The sequence below is a fragment of the Microbacterium forte genome (assembly GCF_031885415.1).
Lineage (GTDB): Bacteria > Actinomycetota > Actinomycetes > Actinomycetales > Microbacteriaceae > Microbacterium > Microbacterium forte.
This window is the reverse complement of the sequence record NZ_CP116871.1, coordinates 2094474-2110111: the sequence shown is the minus strand read 5'-3', so window position 1 is coordinate 2110111 and position 15638 is coordinate 2094474. Positions and strand designations below refer to the sequence as shown.

17 protein-coding genes are annotated in these 15638 nt (G+C 69.7%); 9 read left to right on the top strand and 8 right to left on the bottom strand.

Features of this window, described 5'->3' with window-relative positions; all coding sequences use genetic code 11:
- Nucleotides 1-20: 20 nt before the first annotated feature.
- Nucleotides 21-767, bottom strand: a complete 747-nt coding sequence (locus OB895_RS10100) for a ribonuclease H family protein (protein ID WP_056375374.1) — start codon at nt 765-767, stop codon at nt 21-23.
- A gap of 84 nt (nt 768-851) precedes the next feature.
- Here OB895_RS10100 and OB895_RS10095 point away from each other — a divergent pair, with 84 nt between their 5' ends.
- Nucleotides 852-1904 carry a mechanosensitive ion channel family protein gene (locus OB895_RS10095; protein WP_311877226.1) on the top strand — a complete coding sequence of 351 codons (1053 nt, stop codon included), beginning with the start codon at nt 852-854 and terminating at the stop codon, nt 1902-1904.
- 18 nt (nt 1905-1922) lie between these two features.
- Here OB895_RS10095 and OB895_RS10090 read toward each other — a convergent pair whose 3' ends face one another.
- From OB895_RS10090 to OB895_RS10075, 4 genes are all read right to left on the bottom strand, one after another.
- Nucleotides 1923-2162 (bottom strand): hypothetical protein, encoded by a 240-nt coding sequence (locus OB895_RS10090; RefSeq protein WP_311877223.1) that lies wholly within the window; start codon nt 2160-2162, stop codon nt 1923-1925.
- 100 nt (nt 2163-2262) lie between these two features.
- Nucleotides 2263-2592 carry a hypothetical protein gene (locus OB895_RS10085; protein WP_042538227.1) on the bottom strand — a complete coding sequence of 110 codons (330 nt, stop codon included), beginning with the start codon at nt 2590-2592 and terminating at the stop codon, nt 2263-2265.
- Between the two features lie 69 nt (nt 2593-2661).
- Nucleotides 2662-2967: a protealysin inhibitor emfourin gene (locus tag OB895_RS10080; RefSeq protein WP_042538225.1), complete on the bottom strand. Its 306-nt coding sequence runs from the start codon at nt 2965-2967 to the stop codon at nt 2662-2664.
- The gene (locus OB895_RS10075; protein WP_311877219.1) at nt 2942-4006 is read right to left on the bottom strand and encodes a M4 family metallopeptidase; all 1065 of its coding nucleotides are present in this window, start codon (nt 4004-4006) and stop codon (nt 2942-2944) included. Before OB895_RS10075 ends, OB895_RS10080 begins: the two co-directional genes overlap by 26 nt.
- Nucleotides 4007-4254: 248 nt before the next feature.
- On the opposite strand from OB895_RS10075, the gene OB895_RS10070 reads away from it, so the two are divergent.
- The 3 genes from OB895_RS10070 to OB895_RS10060 all read left to right on the top strand — a co-directional run bounded on the left by OB895_RS10070 (nt 4255) and on the right by OB895_RS10060 (nt 8520).
- On the top strand, nt 4255-5478 hold the full coding sequence (locus OB895_RS10070) for a hypothetical protein (protein WP_311877217.1): 1224 nt from the start codon (nt 4255-4257) through the stop codon (nt 5476-5478).
- A gap of 74 nt (nt 5479-5552) precedes the next feature.
- Nucleotides 5553-6758, top strand: a complete 1206-nt coding sequence (locus tag OB895_RS10065) for a hypothetical protein (RefSeq protein ID WP_311877214.1) — start codon at nt 5553-5555, stop codon at nt 6756-6758.
- 241 nt (nt 6759-6999) lie between these two features.
- Complete coding sequence (locus tag OB895_RS10060; protein ID WP_311877211.1) at nt 7000-8520, top strand: SDR family NAD(P)-dependent oxidoreductase; 1521 nt, start codon at nt 7000-7002, stop codon at nt 8518-8520.
- 129 nt (nt 8521-8649) lie between these two features.
- Here OB895_RS10060 and OB895_RS10055 read toward each other — a convergent pair whose 3' ends face one another.
- Nucleotides 8650-8988 (bottom strand): winged helix-turn-helix transcriptional regulator, encoded by a 339-nt coding sequence (locus OB895_RS10055; RefSeq protein WP_042538215.1) that lies wholly within the window; start codon nt 8986-8988, stop codon nt 8650-8652.
- A gap of 78 nt (nt 8989-9066) precedes the next feature.
- Between OB895_RS10055 and OB895_RS10050 the strand changes: the two genes are divergently transcribed.
- Nucleotides 9067-9720, top strand: coding sequence for an FMN-dependent NADH-azoreductase (locus tag OB895_RS10050; RefSeq protein WP_311877207.1), 654 nt, complete (start codon nt 9067-9069; stop codon nt 9718-9720).
- Between the two features lie 244 nt (nt 9721-9964).
- Here the strand turns inward: OB895_RS10050 and OB895_RS10045 are convergent, their stop codons facing one another.
- Nucleotides 9965-11047, bottom strand: a complete 1083-nt coding sequence (locus tag OB895_RS10045) for a sensor histidine kinase (protein ID WP_309693194.1) — start codon at nt 11045-11047, stop codon at nt 9965-9967.
- Nucleotides 11048-11075: 28 nt separating this feature from the next.
- Nucleotides 11076-11747, bottom strand: a complete 672-nt coding sequence (locus tag OB895_RS10040) for a response regulator transcription factor (protein ID WP_042538211.1) — start codon at nt 11745-11747, stop codon at nt 11076-11078.
- A gap of 102 nt (nt 11748-11849) precedes the next feature.
- Here OB895_RS10040 and OB895_RS10035 point away from each other — a divergent pair, with 102 nt between their 5' ends.
- The 4 genes from OB895_RS10035 to OB895_RS10020 are packed head-to-tail and all read left to right on the top strand — an operon-like array spanning nt 11850 to nt 15575.
- Nucleotides 11850-12458, top strand: coding sequence for a M15 family metallopeptidase (locus OB895_RS10035; RefSeq protein ID WP_311877200.1), 609 nt, complete (start codon nt 11850-11852; stop codon nt 12456-12458).
- Nucleotides 12455-13591, top strand: a complete 1137-nt coding sequence (gene alr / locus OB895_RS10030) for an alanine racemase (RefSeq protein WP_311877198.1) — start codon at nt 12455-12457, stop codon at nt 13589-13591. Before OB895_RS10035 ends, alr begins: the two co-directional genes overlap by 4 nt.
- Nucleotides 13588-14544, top strand: coding sequence for a D-alanine--D-alanine ligase family protein (locus tag OB895_RS10025; RefSeq protein ID WP_311877196.1), 957 nt, complete (start codon nt 13588-13590; stop codon nt 14542-14544). Before alr ends, OB895_RS10025 begins: the two co-directional genes overlap by 4 nt.
- On the top strand, nt 14541-15575 hold the full coding sequence (locus tag OB895_RS10020; RefSeq protein WP_311877194.1) for an acyltransferase family protein: 1035 nt from the start codon (nt 14541-14543) through the stop codon (nt 15573-15575). The genes OB895_RS10025 and OB895_RS10020 overlap by 4 nt, the downstream gene beginning before the upstream one ends.
- The last annotated feature ends 63 nt before the right edge of the window (nt 15576-15638 follow it).

Sequence of the window (15638 nt, the reverse complement as noted above, 5' to 3'; positions counted from 1 at the left end):
CGACTGAAGCCCCGCGCGCCTCAGATCAGGCGGCGGAGCGCCTCTTCGAGCGAGATGCCCTGCGCCTCAGCGCTGTCTCGCAGACGGGCGTGCTCATCGGACGAAAGCGCCAACTGCACCACGATCGGGTCGTCGACGGGGGCATCGAGGCCGTCGAGCAGATCGGATGCCTCGGCCCACAGCGGCTCGGCGATCGCCGTCTGCGCGCTCGTGGTGGCAGCAGTCGAGACAGGAGGGGAAGCGGATGCCGGAGCGGCCGCGGCGATCGGTGCGGATGCCGCGACGGCGGCCCCGGCATCCGTCGCCATGGTGAAGCCGGGTCCGCGGCGCGGCTCCTGCTTCGCCTGATAGGCCTTGGCGGCGGCGTTCGCGCGCTCGTCCGCCGCCTCGTTCAACGGGTGACCGGCATGGCCCTTGACCCACGAGAATTCGACGTCGCGCCCGCGGATGGCCTCGTCGATGCCTTCGAGCAGATCGCGGTTGAGCACCGGCCCGCCGTCTGACTTGCGCCAGCCCTTGCGCTTCCAGCCCGGCATCCACTTGGTCACCGAGTCGATCACGTAGCGACTGTCGCACTCGATCATCAGCTTCTCGGAGATGCCTGCGGTCGCCTGCAGCAGCTCGAGCACGGCCCGCAGCTCGCCCTGGTTGTTCGTGCCGTGCGGCGAACCGCCCGCGGCCCAGTTGGCGTCGTCGATGTACCAGGCCCAGCCGTTGGGGCCGGGGTTGCCCAGGGCGGAGCCGTCTGCGGCGGCGGTGATCGTCATCCCTCAACCGTAGCCGCGCGCGGCGACACCGCACGCTGGCCGGCGTCTTTCGCGTGCTGCCCGGCCGCGGCATAGTGTGGAGTGATGCCTTCCGACTTCACCTGGAATTCCTGGATCGGCAGCGCGGTGGCGATCGGCACCGCGATCGTCGTCGCCGCTGCCGCACTCGCGCTGCTCGCTCTGGTCGCCAACCTGATCAGCCGGCGGGTGCCGTGGGTGCGTGATCTCGCCCGTCGGGTGCGCAACGCGATGATCGTGGCCGCGGCGGTGGTCGCGATCTGGATCGCCGCGTCCGTCACCGAACCCGCGGAGCAGTCCTGGTGGCCATCGGTGTCGAGGATCTTCTTGATCGCCACCATCCTGACCGGGTCGTGGCTTCTCGCCGCATCGGTCTCGTTCGGCTTCGAGAGGCTCATCGACCGTGAAGAGGCCGTGCTCGTCGGTCCGGAGGCGCGCCGTCGGCGCACGCAGCTGCTCGTCATCCACCGCCTCGTGCTGGTCACGATCGCCGTGCTCGCATTGGGCACCGTGCTGTTCACGTTCCCCGAGATGCGTGCAGTCGGCACGAGCCTTCTCGCCTCCGCCGGAATCGTCAGCATCATCGCGGGCCTTGCCGCGCAGTCGATCCTCGGCAACCTGATCGCAGGCGTGCAGGTCGCGTTCACCGATGCGATCAAGGTCGGCGATGTCGTGGTCATCCAGGGCGAGTGGGGGCGGGTCGGTGAGATCAATCTCTCGTACGTGGTCATCTACGTCTGGGATGAGCGGCGACTCGTCGTGCCGTGCAGTTACTTCACGACCACGCCGATCGAGACCTGGACCAGGAAGTCCGACAAGATCCTCGGCACGGTCTATCTGGATCTCGACTGGCGGGTGCCGATGGACGAGCTGCGCCAGGAGTTCCAGCGCGTCGTCGAAGCGTCGCCGGCGTGGGACGGGCGGTCGTGGGACGCGGCCGTCACGGATGCCCAGGGTGGTTTCGTCACCGTGCGCCTGGTGATGTCGGCCAAGGACTCGGGCGATCAGTGGACGCTGCGCTGCGAGGTGCGGGAGAAGATCATCGGCTGGCTTCAGCGAGAGCACCCCGATGCGCTTCCGCGAACACGGGTCGACCTGGCCCCGCAGCTCACGGACTGAGGCGCAGCGAGGCCGACGTCAGTCCTCGGGTTCGGGGTCGGGTTCGCCGTTCTCGGTCGAAGACGACTCGGGCGCGGGCGGCGCGACGGGGAACGCGACCGAACTGACCGACACACCGGGACCGAGTCCCAGGCCGATCGACAGCGGGTCGACGGCCGGCACCTCGTCGAGCACCTCAGACTCCGTGCGTTCGAGCGGCTCGGAGGGCAGAGTCCACTGGTTCTCTTCTTCGTCGGTGCGCTGCTGGAAAAGTCCCATGGGTCCCATTCTCGACCTGCCCCGCGGCAGGGAGGCCGGATTCACACCGGATTGGTCGGTTCAGACGGTCGCTTCAGACAGTCGGTGCAGACGGATGCCGTCAACCGACGCGACGGAACGTGAAGTACCCCGCGACATGGCCATGGTTGACGACGCCGGTGCCGGTGCTCAGCATGCGCGCCGAGGTCGTCGCGCCGGATTCCACGAACGTGTAGCCGGTGTGCTCGAGACGCCACCCGATTCGCTCGACTTCGCTGAGGAAGTAGCCGACGTGGTCGTCGCTCACGAAGTCGTTCTCTGCGGAACCCCACGACGAGGGCTGGCCGGTCAGTCGGCTGACCTCGGCCTGCAGGTGCAGCAGCGCATCGCCGCGGTCGTAGGCGTCGCGTGACAGCTGCAGCAGGCGCGTGGCCTCTTCGCTCGTCGGCATGATGTCCCCTCTTGTCGTCATTCCTCAGCGATGGTGGTTCGTCGCGGGCGCCTCGCTCGGTGCGGCGCGTCAGGCGGATGCCTCACGGACGGCGTCGACGAGTTCTCGCCACGGGCCGTCCAGTGCGGAATCGGGAAGCTCCCGCTCGCGCTCCTCTGACGGTGTGCGCACTCTGATCAGCCATACGAAGCGGTCTGCTCCCGAATCGGTGTCGCTGTCGGCATCCCACGGGCAGCTGTCGACCATCGCGATCCAGTGGTGCGTCTCGGCGGGATCGGGTTCGACCTGCCATTTGCGACGGATGCCGGCGATGCCGCCCGTGCGCACCACCGCGATGACGACCTGCGGGTCAGTCGGTGCGGGGGACTCGCTCATCTTCATAGACTCCCACGGTCGCCCACGCACGTCGAGCGGCTGCGGCCGTGGCGTCGTCGATGGCGGATGCTGCGGCGACGGTCGCGTCGGCGAACTCGGTGAAGCTCGCGGTGCTCGACAACCCGCCGGTGAGCGCGCGATACCAGACGGTTCCTGCGGTCTCCCACGCGTTGCCGCCGAGGTCGATCGCGAAGAGGGCGAACGCGCGATTGGGGATGCCGGAGTTGATGTGCACGCCGCCGTTGTCTTCGGTCGTGCGGACGAACCCGCTCATGTGCGCCGGCTGCGGATCCTTGCCGAGCTCGTCGTCGTCGTAGGCGGTGCCCGGCTCGATCATGGAGCGCAGTGCGCTGCCCTGCACGGCATCCGTGAAGATCTCGGCACCGATCAGCCAGGTCGCATCCGCTGCACTCTGCCCGAGGAGGTGCTGCTCGGTGAGAGCGCCGAACACGTCGGCGATCGACTCGTTGAGCGCACCAGGCTGCCCCTGGTACTCCAGGTTGGCGGTGTACTGCACGACGCCATGCGCCAGCTCGTGACCGATGACGGTGGTCGACGAGGTGAACCCGACGAAGACCTCGCCCTCGCCGTCGCCGAACACCATGCGCTCGCCGTCCCAGAAGGCGTTGTCGTAGTCGATGCCGTAGTGCACGGTCGCATCGAGCGGCGCGCCGGCGTCGTTGAGCGAGTTGCGGCCGAAGGCGGAGAGCAGCATCTCGAACGTCGCCCCGAGGCCGTCGAACGCCTCGTTGACGGACGTGTCGGCGACCGGCTCGTCGTCTTCACTGCGCACGATCGCACCGGGGAGGGTCTGCGTGTTGCCCGCGTCGCTGATCGTGCGGTTGGGGGCATCGGAAAGCTGGGCGACGAGGTCGCCGTTCTCGTCGATCGAGAGGTCGAGCCGTGCGCGGAACGGCGGTCTGCCCGCCGTGAGCGTCTGCCGCGCGGCGGCGGCGGCGCGAGGGTAGCGGCCCGACTCGGCGAGGCGCGCGAGCAGGTAGGACGGGACGACTCCTGGGGTTTCGGTGTGGCTGCTCATGTTCAGACCCTACGCCGGGGGTCCGACGTTTCGGCAAGGGCCGGCGCGCGTCGGACGTGGACGAAGCGCGTACGCCCGTCACGGTGAAAAGCGCCCCAGAAGTCCCAGTTCTCCGCATCCAGACGGCGCACACGCCCACGGACTCCCCCCATGCACGCGGACTTCGCCGTGTCGTCCGACCTGCCCGAACTCCCACGCACATCGCCTCGATTTGAGATTGAGAATCGTTCTCAATAGTGTTGAGTCTCGTGACCCCCTCTCCCCGCGCCGGCCGCACACTCGTTCTCGCTTCGCTGCTCGCCGCCGGTCTGACCATGACCTCGTGCGCAGCATCCGATGCTCCTGCACCCGCCTCGAGCGCGGCGGTCGCGCCGAACGACGGGGTCGACGGCGGGGGAGCCGCCGAGGTCGCATCGCCGGCGCTCGCACTCGTCATCGCCGACGCGGACGGCGAGCTCACCCTGCTCGACCTCGAGACCGCAGAACGCTCGACGCTCGCGGATGCGGATGCGGATGCGGATGCGGATGCCGTGCTCGGCGTCGGCCGTTTCGCCCACCTGATCCATGTCGACGGAGACGGCACCCGTGTCGACATCATCGACTCGGGCCGGTGGACGGTGCCGCACGGCGACCACACGCACTCTTTCCTCGGCGATGCAGGCATCATCGGGTCGATCGACGGAACCGGCCCCGCGGACATCCGGGTCGGCGACACCGCCACCGCCGTCCGCTTCGGCAGAGAGGTCGCCCTCGTCGATCACGAGAAGCTCGCCGACATCGAGGACGCCCCACGCGTCACTCTCCCCGTCGATCCGACCGGCCCCGTCGTCCCGTTCGCGGGACACCTCCTCGCGGCCGCAGGCGAGATGATCCACATCGTCGACGCCGAGGGCACCGCGACCGGCGTCGGCGCGCCCTGCACGAGCTCGACCGATGCCGACCTCACCCGCGTCGGCGCCGTCTTCGCCTGCGACACCGGAGCGGTGCTCGTCACCCGACAGGTCGGGGGAGCGCTCGCCGCTGAGCTCATCCCGTATCCGGCGGGATCCGCGCCGGCCTCCGACCTCGCCGGACGCGCCGACCGCCCCGACCTCGCGGGCATCGCCGCCGACCAGGGCGCCTGGTTGCTCGACGTCAGAGCCCGAGAATGGATGCTGCTCGCCACAGACACCCCGCTGCTCCGTGCCGCGGCGATCGGCGACGACGAGAGTCGCACGGTCGTGATCGCGACCGACGGCACCGTGCGCGTGCTCGCTCCGGACGGCACCCAGCTCGCCAGAACAGAGCCGCTCCTCGCGGCATCCGCCTCCGACCCCTCCCTGCGCGATCGGGTGCAGCTCCTGGTCGACGCCCGCCATGCCTATGTCTCCGACCCGGCGACCGGAGCCGTGTTCGAGATCGACCACGCCGACGGTGCCGTGACCCGCACCCTCGACGGCCTCGATCCCCATCAGATCCAGCTCGTCGGCTGAGCCGCACCCGAACTCATCGACGGCATCCATCGTCACGCGCAGCCTGCGCACCCACCCAGAAGAAGGAGAACCCCATGCATCGACCTGCCCGCAGCCACCTCGCGGCCGGCGCGATCGCCGCGCTCGCCGTGGTCGCGCTCGCCGGATGCGCGACCGCAGCGCCGTCCGCGTCCGGAGAACCCGAATCCTCATCGGCGCACGAGGGCGACACGAGGGTCGCCGTCGCCTACGACGGCGGCATCGTCGTGCTCGACGGCGAGACCCTCGAGACCGTCGACTCCGCCGAGCTCGACGGATTCCTGCGCGTCAATCCCGCCGGCGACCATGACGGACACGTCTTCGTCACCGCGGCCGACGGCTTCCACGTGCTCGACACCGGTCTCGCATCCGACACCGTCGAGTTCACGGGCGAGGTGTTCGACGCCGTCACCCCCGGCCACGCCACCCCGCATGCCGGGCGCACCGCGCTGTTCGACGACGGCACCGGCGACGTGACCCTCTTCGACACCGATGCCGTCGGCACCGGAACCCTGCCGGAGTCGCAGACCGTCGAGTCGGAAGCGGCTCACCACGGCGTCGCCATCGAGCTGTCGGACGGCACGCTGTTGTCGACCATCGGCACGTCGGAGTCGCGCAGCGGCGTGCGTCTGCTCGCCGACGACGGCTCGGAGCTCGCCCGCGACGAGCAGTGCCCCGGGGTGCACGGCGAAGGCGCCCTGAAGGGTGAGACCATCGTGTTCGGCTGCGAAGACGGCGTGCTCGTGTTCGCAGACGGCGCCTTCACGAAGCTCGACGCGCCCGACGCGTTCGGTCGCTCGGGAAATGCGTACGTGACTGACACCAGCGCGATCGCAGCGCTCGACAACAAGTCGGACCCCGATCAGGAGGGCTACCTGCTCTCGCAGCTCGCGCTCGTGGACACCGATGCGCAGACCCTGTCCGTCGTCGCCCTGCCCGAGGGTGTGGAGTACACCTGGCGCGGGGTCGGCCGTGACGGCCACGACAACATCATCGTGCTGGCATCCGACGGCACGCTCAACGTGCTCGACGAGGCCGGCGCTGTCGTCGATTCGTGGGATGTCATCGAGCCGTGGGAGAGCCCCGAAGAGTGGCAGCAGCCGCACCCGGGCCTGCGCGTCGTCGGAGACATCGCGTACGTGACGGAGCCCGCGGAGAACCGCATCCTGGCCGTCGACCTGCACACCGGCGAGATCTCGGCCGAGGCGACGCTCGACGTCGTGCCCGGCGAGTTCGTGGTGGTCGGCGCCGCCGGACACTGACCCGGTCAGAGCCACCGGAGCCATCGGATGCTGAGGGGCGGGGCCGTGCGCGGTCCCGCCCCTCAGCAGTGAGGCGTACACAATTCAGCACAGACAGCGACTCGGGAAGCCGTTTTTCCCGCTGTTTCGGCCCGCCTCTCGTCGACGACGCCGATTCCTGCTGAGTTGTGAACGCCGACCGGCGGTCCGCGGTCCAGCCTTCCCAGGAAAGCACCGCGCGATCTCGCGTAAAATCGGCACAATGACCGATGCCCCCTCCGACGCTGCACCCGACCTCGGACCCGGCATCGACCCCGAAGATCTGGCCACCACGCTGCGGGTTCTGTCCGAACTGCACCAGATCGACAACGAGCACCCCGACTTCGTCGCCGTGCGCCACGCGACCGCCGCGATGTTCAAGGCCGTCAAGCGCGTGCGTCGCAAAGAGATCCGCGATGCCATCGCCGACGCCGACAGGGCCGTCGTCGCCCGCACCGCCACCGGTGCCCCCGACCGCATCGACGACGAGACCCGTGGCCACGACCTCGCGACCAGCGTCGTCGACGCCCCCATCGCGGGCGAGCTGCTCAAGCCCCGCAACTGCTACATCTGCAAGCAGCCGTACACGGTGGTCGACGCGTTCTATCACCAGCTCTGCCCCGACTGCGCGCGCTTCAGTCACGGCAAGCGCAACGCCCGCACCGACCTCACCGGCAAGCGCGCGCTGCTCACCGGAGGCCGCGCCAAGATCGGCATGCACATCGCGCTGCGGCTGCTGCGCGACGGCGCCCACACGACGATCACGACGCGCTTCCCCCGCGATGCGGTTCGCCGCTTCTCGGCGCTGCCCGACTCGGGCGACTGGCTGCACCGCCTGCGCGTGGTCGGCATCGACCTGCGCGACCCCGCCCAGGTGATCGGGCTCGCCGACTCGGTCGCCGCGCAGGGTCCGCTCGACATCCTGATCAACAACGCGGCGCAGACCGTGCGCCGCTCGCCGGGCTCGTATTCACTGCTGGCGGATGCCGAACTGCAGCCGCTTCCCGACGGACCCCTGCCCGAGATGGAGACGTTCGGGCACACTGTCGACCCGCACCCGCAGGCGCTGCAGGCCTCGGTCGACTCGCACCCGCTGCTGTCGGTCGCGGCCCTCGGCGGAACCGTGGCCGCGCAGGGCGGCCAGGCGCTGACGGCCGAAGACCTCGCACGTCTCGCGATGGCCCCCGGGTCGTCGTCGCTCGAGAAGCACGCAGACGGCACCGCGATCGACGCGGGCGGTCTCGTGCCGGACGTGAACACCTCGAACAGCTGGGTGCAGTCGATCGACCAGGTCGATCCGCTCGAGATGCTCGAGGTGCAGCTCGCCAACACGACCGCGCCGTTCCTGCTGATCAGCCGCCTGCGTGCCTCGATGGCCGCATCGTCGTCGAACCGCAAGTACGTGGTCAACGTCTCGGCCATGGAGGGGCAGTTCTCGCGCCGCTACAAGGGCCCGGGCCACCCGCACACCAACATGGCGAAGGCCGCTCTCAACATGCTCACGCGCACGAGCGCCGGCGAGATGCTCGAGACCGACGGCATCCTGATGACCGCCGTCGACACCGGCTGGATCACCGACGAGCGCCCGCACTACACGAAGGTGCGTCTGGCCGAGGAGGGCTTCCACGCCCCGCTCGACCTCGTCGACGGAGCCGCCCGAGTGTACGACCCGATCGTGCGCGGCGAGGCCGGCGAAGACATCCACGGCGTCTTCCTGAAGGACTACGAGCCCAGCCCCTGGTGACTCGGGCGGCCGCCCCACCGGTCATCTGGCTGATGAGTGCCCGGATGGCTGCGTGAGCGGATCGCCCCCGTCAGCCCGTCGGGAATCGGTCAGCCAGGTGGGGTGCGGGAGGCGACCACTCGGCCGGCGTCATCGAGCGCGGAGCTCGAGGTTCGCGGAGGCCCAGGTGCCGAGCTGGTCGAGGATGGGCAGCAGCCCTCGGCCGCTGTCGGTCAGCGAGTACGAGACCGTGACCGGCGGGCCCGCGTCGACCGCGCGGGCGACGAGTCCTGCCTCGGCGAGTTCGGCGAGACGGTCGGAGAGCACGGTGTCACTGATGCCCGAGACTGCGCGGCGCAATGAGACGAAGGTCGAAGAGCCCCCGCCGAGCGACGAGACGATCATGCCGTTCCAGCGCTTGCCGAGCACGCTGAAGGCCAGTGTGACGGCGGCGTCGCACACGTGACGCTCTTCGTCGATCTCGGCCATGACCCCATCATACCTGTGCTACGTTAACGCGAGTCGCTAAGAAAAACAGAGCGACTACGCAAACGAAAGGCACCCTCCATGTCCCTGTTCCGCCTCGACGCCAGCATCCTTCCTGCGTCGTCCGCCAGCCGTTCGCTCGCCGACCTCTTCGAAGCAGAGTGGACGGCATCCCACCCCGACTCCACCGTGACCCGTCGCGACCTCGCCGCCGACCCCGTGCCCGCGACGGCATGGGCGGATGCCGTGACCGGCGGCTTCGTCGAGGAGGGGCCGCGCACCGATGCCCAGCGTGCGGCCCGCGCCCTCGCCACGACCTTCGCCGACGAGCTGATCGCCGCCGACGCGCTGCTGTTCGCCGTGCCGCTCTACAACTACGGCGTCTCGCAGCACTTCAAGACCTGGTTCGATCTGGCCTACACCGATCCGCGCATCGACCCCCAGGGCACTGCGCTCCGCGGCAAGCCCGCGACCCTCGTCACCGTGCTCGGCGGCAACTACGCACCGGGAACCCCCAAGGAGGGCTGGGACCACTCCACCGGATGGCTGCGCCGCGTGCTCGAGGACGTCTGGGGCCTCGACCTGCGCGTCGTCGAGCGGCCCTTCACGCTCGTGGGTGTGAACCCGGCACTCGACGCCTTCGCCGACACCGCCCGCGAGCTCAAGGAGAACGCCGAGCAGTCGGCGCGCATCTACGGCCGCGAGCTCGCTGCACTCCGGGGCGAGGTCGCCTGACCCGGCATCCGGAGGGGCCCGTCCCATCGGGGCGGCCCCGCCCCAGCGGCGGCCCGTCTGCAGGATCACAGCACGGATGCGGGGCTGAACGACGTTTCCGGTCCTGCATCCGTGCTTCGGTCCTGCAGACGGCATCGAGCCTGGACCGCCGACCGTCGGCATCAGTCCTGGACGTCCGGCATGCGGCTTCAGCCCCGAACCGGCGGCGCCCCGGCTTCAGATGCCCGGTTTCAGACGGACACCGTCAGGCGAGGGGCCCGGGGAACGGATGCGGCAGCCACACCGTCACGTTCAACCCGCCACCCTGGCGAGCGGTGAGCACGAGCGACCCCTCGTGCGCCTGAGCGATGCGCTGCACGATCGCGAGGCCCAGGCCGACGCCCCCATGATCGTCGCTGCGGGTGCGGTCGGCACCGCGTTGGAAGGGCTCGGCGAGCGTCGCCACGAGATGGGCAGGCAGCACGTCGCCGGTGTTCTCGACGACGAGCGCGACGGCATGCGGCAGGGTGTGTGTCCGGACGACGACGGTGCCGTCGACGGGGCGATTGTGCACGATCGCGTTGTGCACGAGGTTGGTGATCAGCTGCTGGAGCAGGGCCGGAGAACCGAGCACGTTCGCGGTGTCGCCGCCGACGTCGATCGTCACGCCGCGGCGTTCGGCGAGCGGAAGCAGCGTCTCGGCGGATTCCTCGGCCAGCAGTGAGAGGTCGATCGGCTCGCGTGTGAATGAGCGGCGTTCGGCGCGACTGAGCATCAGCAGCGCTTCGGTCAACTCGATCGCCCGTGTGTTGACCTCGTGCAGCCGGTCGATCAGCGCGTCGACGTCGCGGCCGGGGTCGTTTCGGGCGACTTCGAGCATGGTCTGTGAGATCGCGAGCGGGGTGCGCAGCTCGTGCGAGGCGTTGGCGGCGAACCGCTGCTGCTCGGCGACGTGCGCCTCGAGCTGCTCGAGCATCGAGTCGAAGACGTCGGCCAGGTCGCGGAACTCGTCGCGCGGCCCTTCGAGGGCCACCCGATGCGACAGCGACCCCTGAGCCGCGAGCCGGGCAGCGCGCCCGATGCGGTCGAGGGGAGCCAGCATCCGACCGGCGATGATCCAGCCGCCGCCCAGCCCGATAGCGAGCAGCACGAGCATCATCGCGACGGCCGCAGGGATGAAGGCGCGGATCAGGTCGGAGCGATTCGGCACGAACAGGTCGAGATCGTTGGGAATGTTCACGTCGGGCACGTACCGCAGCAGGTAGAAGGCGACCGCCGCGAGCAGCCCGATACCCGACACGACGACGACGCCCGCGTAGCTCAGGGTGAGCTTCCATCGCGCGCTCATGCCGCGGCGCCTCGGTGTGCGGACCTGGTCAGCCATCGGCATCCGTCCCGATGCGATAGCCGACGCCCGGCACCGTGAGGATCAGCCAGGGCTCACCCAGTCTCTTGCGCAGCGACGAGACCGTGATGCGCACGGCGTTCGTGAACGGGTCGGCATTCTCATCCCACGCACGCTCGAGCAGCTGCTCGGCGCTGACGACCCCGCCGCCCGCGTCGATCAGCACCTCGAGCACGGCGAACTGCTTGCGCGTGAGCGCGACGTACCTGCCGTCACGGAAGACCTCGCGGCGGAACGGGTCGAGTCGCAACCCCGCCACCTCGAGCACGGGTGGCCGCACGCGCTGCCGTCGGCGATCGAGGGCACGCAGGCGCAGCACGAGCTCGCGCAGCTCGAACGGCTTGGTCAGGTAGTCGTCGGCGCCGATCTCGAAACCTGTCTCCTTGTCGTCGAGGCGGTCGGCCGCGGTGAGCATGAGGATCGGGATGCCGCTGCCCGACGCCACGATCGAGCGGGCGACGTCATCGCCCGAGGGGCCGGGGATGTCGCGGTCGAGCACGGCGAGGTCGTAGGAGTTGATGCTGAGCAGCTCGAGTGCGGTGTCTCCGTCGCCGGCGATGTCGGCGGCGATCGCCTCGAGCCGCAGTCCGTCGCGCACGGCCTCTGCGAGGTAGGGCTCGTCTTCGACGATCAGCACCCTCACGACACAGCTCCCATGTGCTCAGAGCTTACGCACCCCCACATATCGGGAGCATATGCAAAAGCGCATACGCCGTCGCAACAGACCCCCTTCTTGACTGAGCACATGAACACACGCTCTTCCCTCAGACAGCGACGCCTCGCCGCGATCATCGGTGTCGCTCTGCTCGCCGCGGCCATCACGGGCTCGGCCGTGCTGATCGGCCAGCAGTCTCTGGCGTCGGCATCCGTCCCACCGACCGTCTCTCCTGCCTCTCTCTCCGAGGCCCACGGGGTGATCCGCGACGAGGGCGCCGTGTCGGTGTTCGACGAGACTCCCGCCGTGACGAACCTCGACTCCGATCTGCTGGCCGCGGTGCGCGCTGCGGCCACGGCGGCGGAGCAGGACGGCGTGCGCATGCACGTGAACAGCGGATGGAGGTCGGCCGAGTACCAGCAGGTGCTGCGGCAGGATGCGGTCGCCGAATACGGATCAGAGGAAGAGGCCGCGCGCTGGGTCGCGACGCCCGAGAACTCGGAGCACGTGTCGGGGGATGCGATCGACCTCGGTCCGCTCACCGCGCAGGACTGGCTGGCGCAGCACGGTGATGAGTTCGGTCTGTGCCAGATCTATGCGAACGAGCGGTGGCACTTCGAGCTGCGTCCGGCAGCCGTGGCGAACGGCTGCCCACTGATGTACGACGACCCGACTGCCGACCCGAGGACCCAGCGATGACCACCGCTCTCACGACCCCGCACCTCGCGCTCTCGCGCATGCACGCACCGACCCTGCACACCCTTCGTGACGCGGTCGCGGCGAACGTCGAGCGGATGCGGACGGCCACCGAGTCCCGCATCATGGCGGTGGTGAAGGCCGATGGCTACGGTCTCGGCGCCGTCGCCGTCGCTCTCGCCGCGATCGACGCCGGAGCCGAATGGCTGGGCGTGACCGACGCAGGGGATGCCGCCGAGCTGCGTGATGCGGGCATCGAGGTGCCGATCCTCGCGTGGCTGAATCCGGCGGGGGTCGATGTCACTCAGGTCGTCGCGGATCGCGTCGACATCGCGGTCGGCTCTGTCGACGAGCTGCGCCAGTTGATCACCGATGCGTCGTCGCTGCCTGACGGACGCGTGCGCGTGCATCTGCACATGGACACGGGGATGTCGCGGGGTGGGGTGCCGCTCGAGGACTGGGCCGAGCTGCTGCGGGTGGCGCGCTCCGGACGCGGTCGCGTCGAGGTGGTGGGGGTGATGGGGCATCTTCCAGACGCCGACGCCGCTGACCCCGCGATCAACGCGCCGGCGGTGCTGCGGATGAGGCAGGCGAGGGATGCCGTGCTGCGCGCCGGCTTCGGTCCGCTGATCGTGCACCTCGCGGCGACGTCCGGCACGCTGACGGATCCGGCGACGCACTTCGACATGGTTCGCGTCGGCGCCGGGCTCGTCGGCATAGACCCGTCGGAGAGCGTGGCGCTGCAGGGTGCGGCGCGGCTGACGGCATCCGTCGTGCACAGCAGCGTCGTGCCGGCGGGGACCCCGGTCGGCTACGGCGGCGCATATGTGACCGAGCGCGCGACCCGGTTGAGCGTGATCGGCGTCGGTTACGCCGACGGCATCCCGCGGGAGCTCGCCGTGGGGGCAGCGGTCGCGATCGACGGCATCCGATGCCCGATCGTCGGGCGGGTGTCGATGGATCAGATCGTCGTCGACACGGGTGATCTGACCCTGCCCAGAGGCACCACAGCCGTGGTGTTCGGCCCGGAGGGCGGGGCGGTGCCGACCGTGCAGGAGTGGGCCCGGTGGGCGGGGAGCATCCCGCACACGATCGTCACGGGAATCGGTCGCCGGGTCGAGAGGGCGATCGCGTGAGAGTGCTGGTCATCGGAGGAGGGCAGAACGCCGAGCACGAGGTCTCGCTCGCGTCGGCGGCCGCGGTCGCCGACGCGCTGCGTGTCGGCGGATACGACGTCAGCACGGTCACCATCTCACGAGAGGGTGTCTGGGAGGTGGCGGGCGTCTCGGAGGGTGCCACCGCCGCCGAGTCTCTCGTTCTCGCGATGCCGCTCATATCCGCAGTTGATGTCATATTCCCTGCGGTGCATGGAGCGCTGGGTGAAGACGGAGCGCTCGCTTCCCTGTGCGCTCTCGCGGGCGTGCGGGTGGTCGGGTCTGGGCCGCGCGCCGGGGCGATCGGCATGGACAAGTGGGCGACGAAGCTCGTCGCCGACGCGGCGGGGCTGCGCACCGCGAGCGGCCGACTGATCGATGCAGCCGACTGCGGAGACTCCGAGTTCGATGGCCCTGTGGTCGTGAAGCCCGTGTCGGCCGGGTCGAGCTACGGGGTCTCGCTCGTGCGTGAGGAGGCCGAACTCGGTGCGGCGCTGCGGGAGGCGGCGCGGTTCGATCGACGCATCCTCGTCGAGGAGGTCGTGCGCGGGAGGGAGATCGACGTCGCCGTGATCAAGGAGGCCGGAGGGGTGCGCTGGGCGGCGCCGTCGCTCGAGATCCACGCGGCCGGGCTGTTCGACACCGCCACGAAGTACGACGGCAGTGCGCGGTTCACGGTGCCGGCGCAGCTCTCGGGGGCTGAGGCGATCTCGCTCACGCGCGCCGCGCTGACCATGTTCGACGCCCTCGGGTGCGCCGGGGTCGCCCGCATGGACTTCTTCCTCACCGCCGAGGGGCCGGTGCTGAACGAGGTCAACACGATGCCGGGGTTGACTGCGGCATCCCAGGTGCCGCGGATGTTCGCGGCGGCCGACGTGTCGTACGTCGAGCTGGTGTCGCGCCTCGTGCGCGCCGCCGAGGTGCCGGGGCGGTGACCGCGCGCGTCGGCTGGCCCGATGTCGCGAAGGGCGTGTGCATCATCCTCGTGGTGCTCTGGCACGTCGTCACCAAGCACGCGATCGCGGTCGCAGGTGCCGGGCCCGTCACCGATGCCTGGGCGACGCTCAATGCGCAGCTGCTGCCGCTGCGGATGCCGCTGTTCTTCCTGATCTCGGGGATGTTCGCAGCGCGCGCCGTGAACGCGCCCGCGGGCACCCCCTGGCGACGTCGCGCCGGCCGCCTCGCGGCGGTCTATGTCATCTGGGTCGTGATCCAGACGTTCGTGCTCGCCCTCACTCCTGACTTCGACACGGCCAGGGCGGAGAACGGATGGCAGCTGCTCGCGCAGCTCACGATCAGCCCGACCAACCTCTGGTATCTGCTCGCCCTGGCGGTGTACCTGCTCGTCGCGCGCCTCGTGAGGCACGTGCCGCCCGCCGTGGTGCTGCCGGTCGCGTTCGTGATCGCTGCGGTCGCGGCGGCGGGGGTGATCCCCGACCTGGGCAACCTGTGGCAGCTCGTGCAGAACCTGTTCTTCTTCCTCGCGGGGCTGCGGCTGCGGAGCGTGATCGAGCGATTCGCCGCGGGTGCGACGCCGCTGCGGATGCTCATGCTCGGAGGGGCATATGTCGCGGCCGTCGGTGCGGTCGGAGTGCTCGGCATGCGTCGATGGCCGGGAGTATGGCCGCTTCTCGCGGTCGTCGCGGTGGCATTCGGGGTCATGGCGTGCGCGACGATCGACCGACATGCGAGCGTCATCGCGCGGCCGCTGCGGTGGGTGGGACAGCGCACGCTGCCGATCTACGTGATCCACATGATTCCGCTCGCCCTGATCGACGGTGCGCTGCGCGGATCCGGATGGGTCGTGACGCCGGCGGTCGAGGCCGTCTGGCCGATCGTCCTCACCGCGGTGGTGATCACCGTCTGCCTCGCGGTGCATGCCGGCCTCGTGCGAGTGTGGCTCGGGGTGCTCTTCGATCCGCTGCGACCGATCGACCGGATGACTCAGGCACGGATCGCTGACTGAGCCCCGGACGGCTGACTGAGGAGGCGTGTGCGGTCAGCCCGCCGGGGAAGGGGCAGGCGTCCG

Bases quoted from the DNA above. Each gene is read 5' to 3' on its own strand.
- OB895_RS10100 (WP_056375374.1), bottom strand. From the start codon at position 767: ATGACGATCACCGCCGCCGCAGACGGCTCCGCCCTGGGCAACCCCGGC.
- OB895_RS10095 (WP_311877226.1), top strand. From the start codon at position 852: ATGCCTTCCGACTTCACCTGGAATTCCTGGATCGGCAGCGCGGTGGCG.
- OB895_RS10090 (WP_311877223.1), bottom strand. From the start codon at position 2,162: ATGGGACTTTTCCAGCAGCGCACCGACGAAGAAGAGAACCAGTGGACT.
- OB895_RS10085 (WP_042538227.1), bottom strand. From the start codon at position 2,592: ATGCCGACGAGCGAAGAGGCCACGCGCCTGCTGCAGCTGTCACGCGAC.
- OB895_RS10080 (WP_042538225.1), bottom strand. From the start codon at position 2,967: ATGAGCGAGTCCCCCGCACCGACTGACCCGCAGGTCGTCATCGCGGTG.
- OB895_RS10075 (WP_311877219.1), bottom strand. From the start codon at position 4,006: ATGAGCAGCCACACCGAAACCCCAGGAGTCGTCCCGTCCTACCTGCTC.
- OB895_RS10065 (WP_311877214.1), top strand. From the start codon at position 5,553: ATGCATCGACCTGCCCGCAGCCACCTCGCGGCCGGCGCGATCGCCGCG.
- OB895_RS10060 (WP_311877211.1), top strand. From the start codon at position 7,000: ATGACCGATGCCCCCTCCGACGCTGCACCCGACCTCGGACCCGGCATC.
- OB895_RS10055 (WP_042538215.1), bottom strand. From the start codon at position 8,988: ATGGCCGAGATCGACGAAGAGCGTCACGTGTGCGACGCCGCCGTCACA.
- OB895_RS10050 (WP_311877207.1), top strand. From the start codon at position 9,067: ATGTCCCTGTTCCGCCTCGACGCCAGCATCCTTCCTGCGTCGTCCGCC.
- OB895_RS10045 (WP_309693194.1), bottom strand. From the start codon at position 11,047: ATGAGCGCGCGATGGAAGCTCACCCTGAGCTACGCGGGCGTCGTCGTC.
- OB895_RS10035 (WP_311877200.1), top strand. From the start codon at position 11,850: ATGAACACACGCTCTTCCCTCAGACAGCGACGCCTCGCCGCGATCATC.
- alr (WP_311877198.1), top strand. From the start codon at position 12,455: ATGACCACCGCTCTCACGACCCCGCACCTCGCGCTCTCGCGCATGCAC.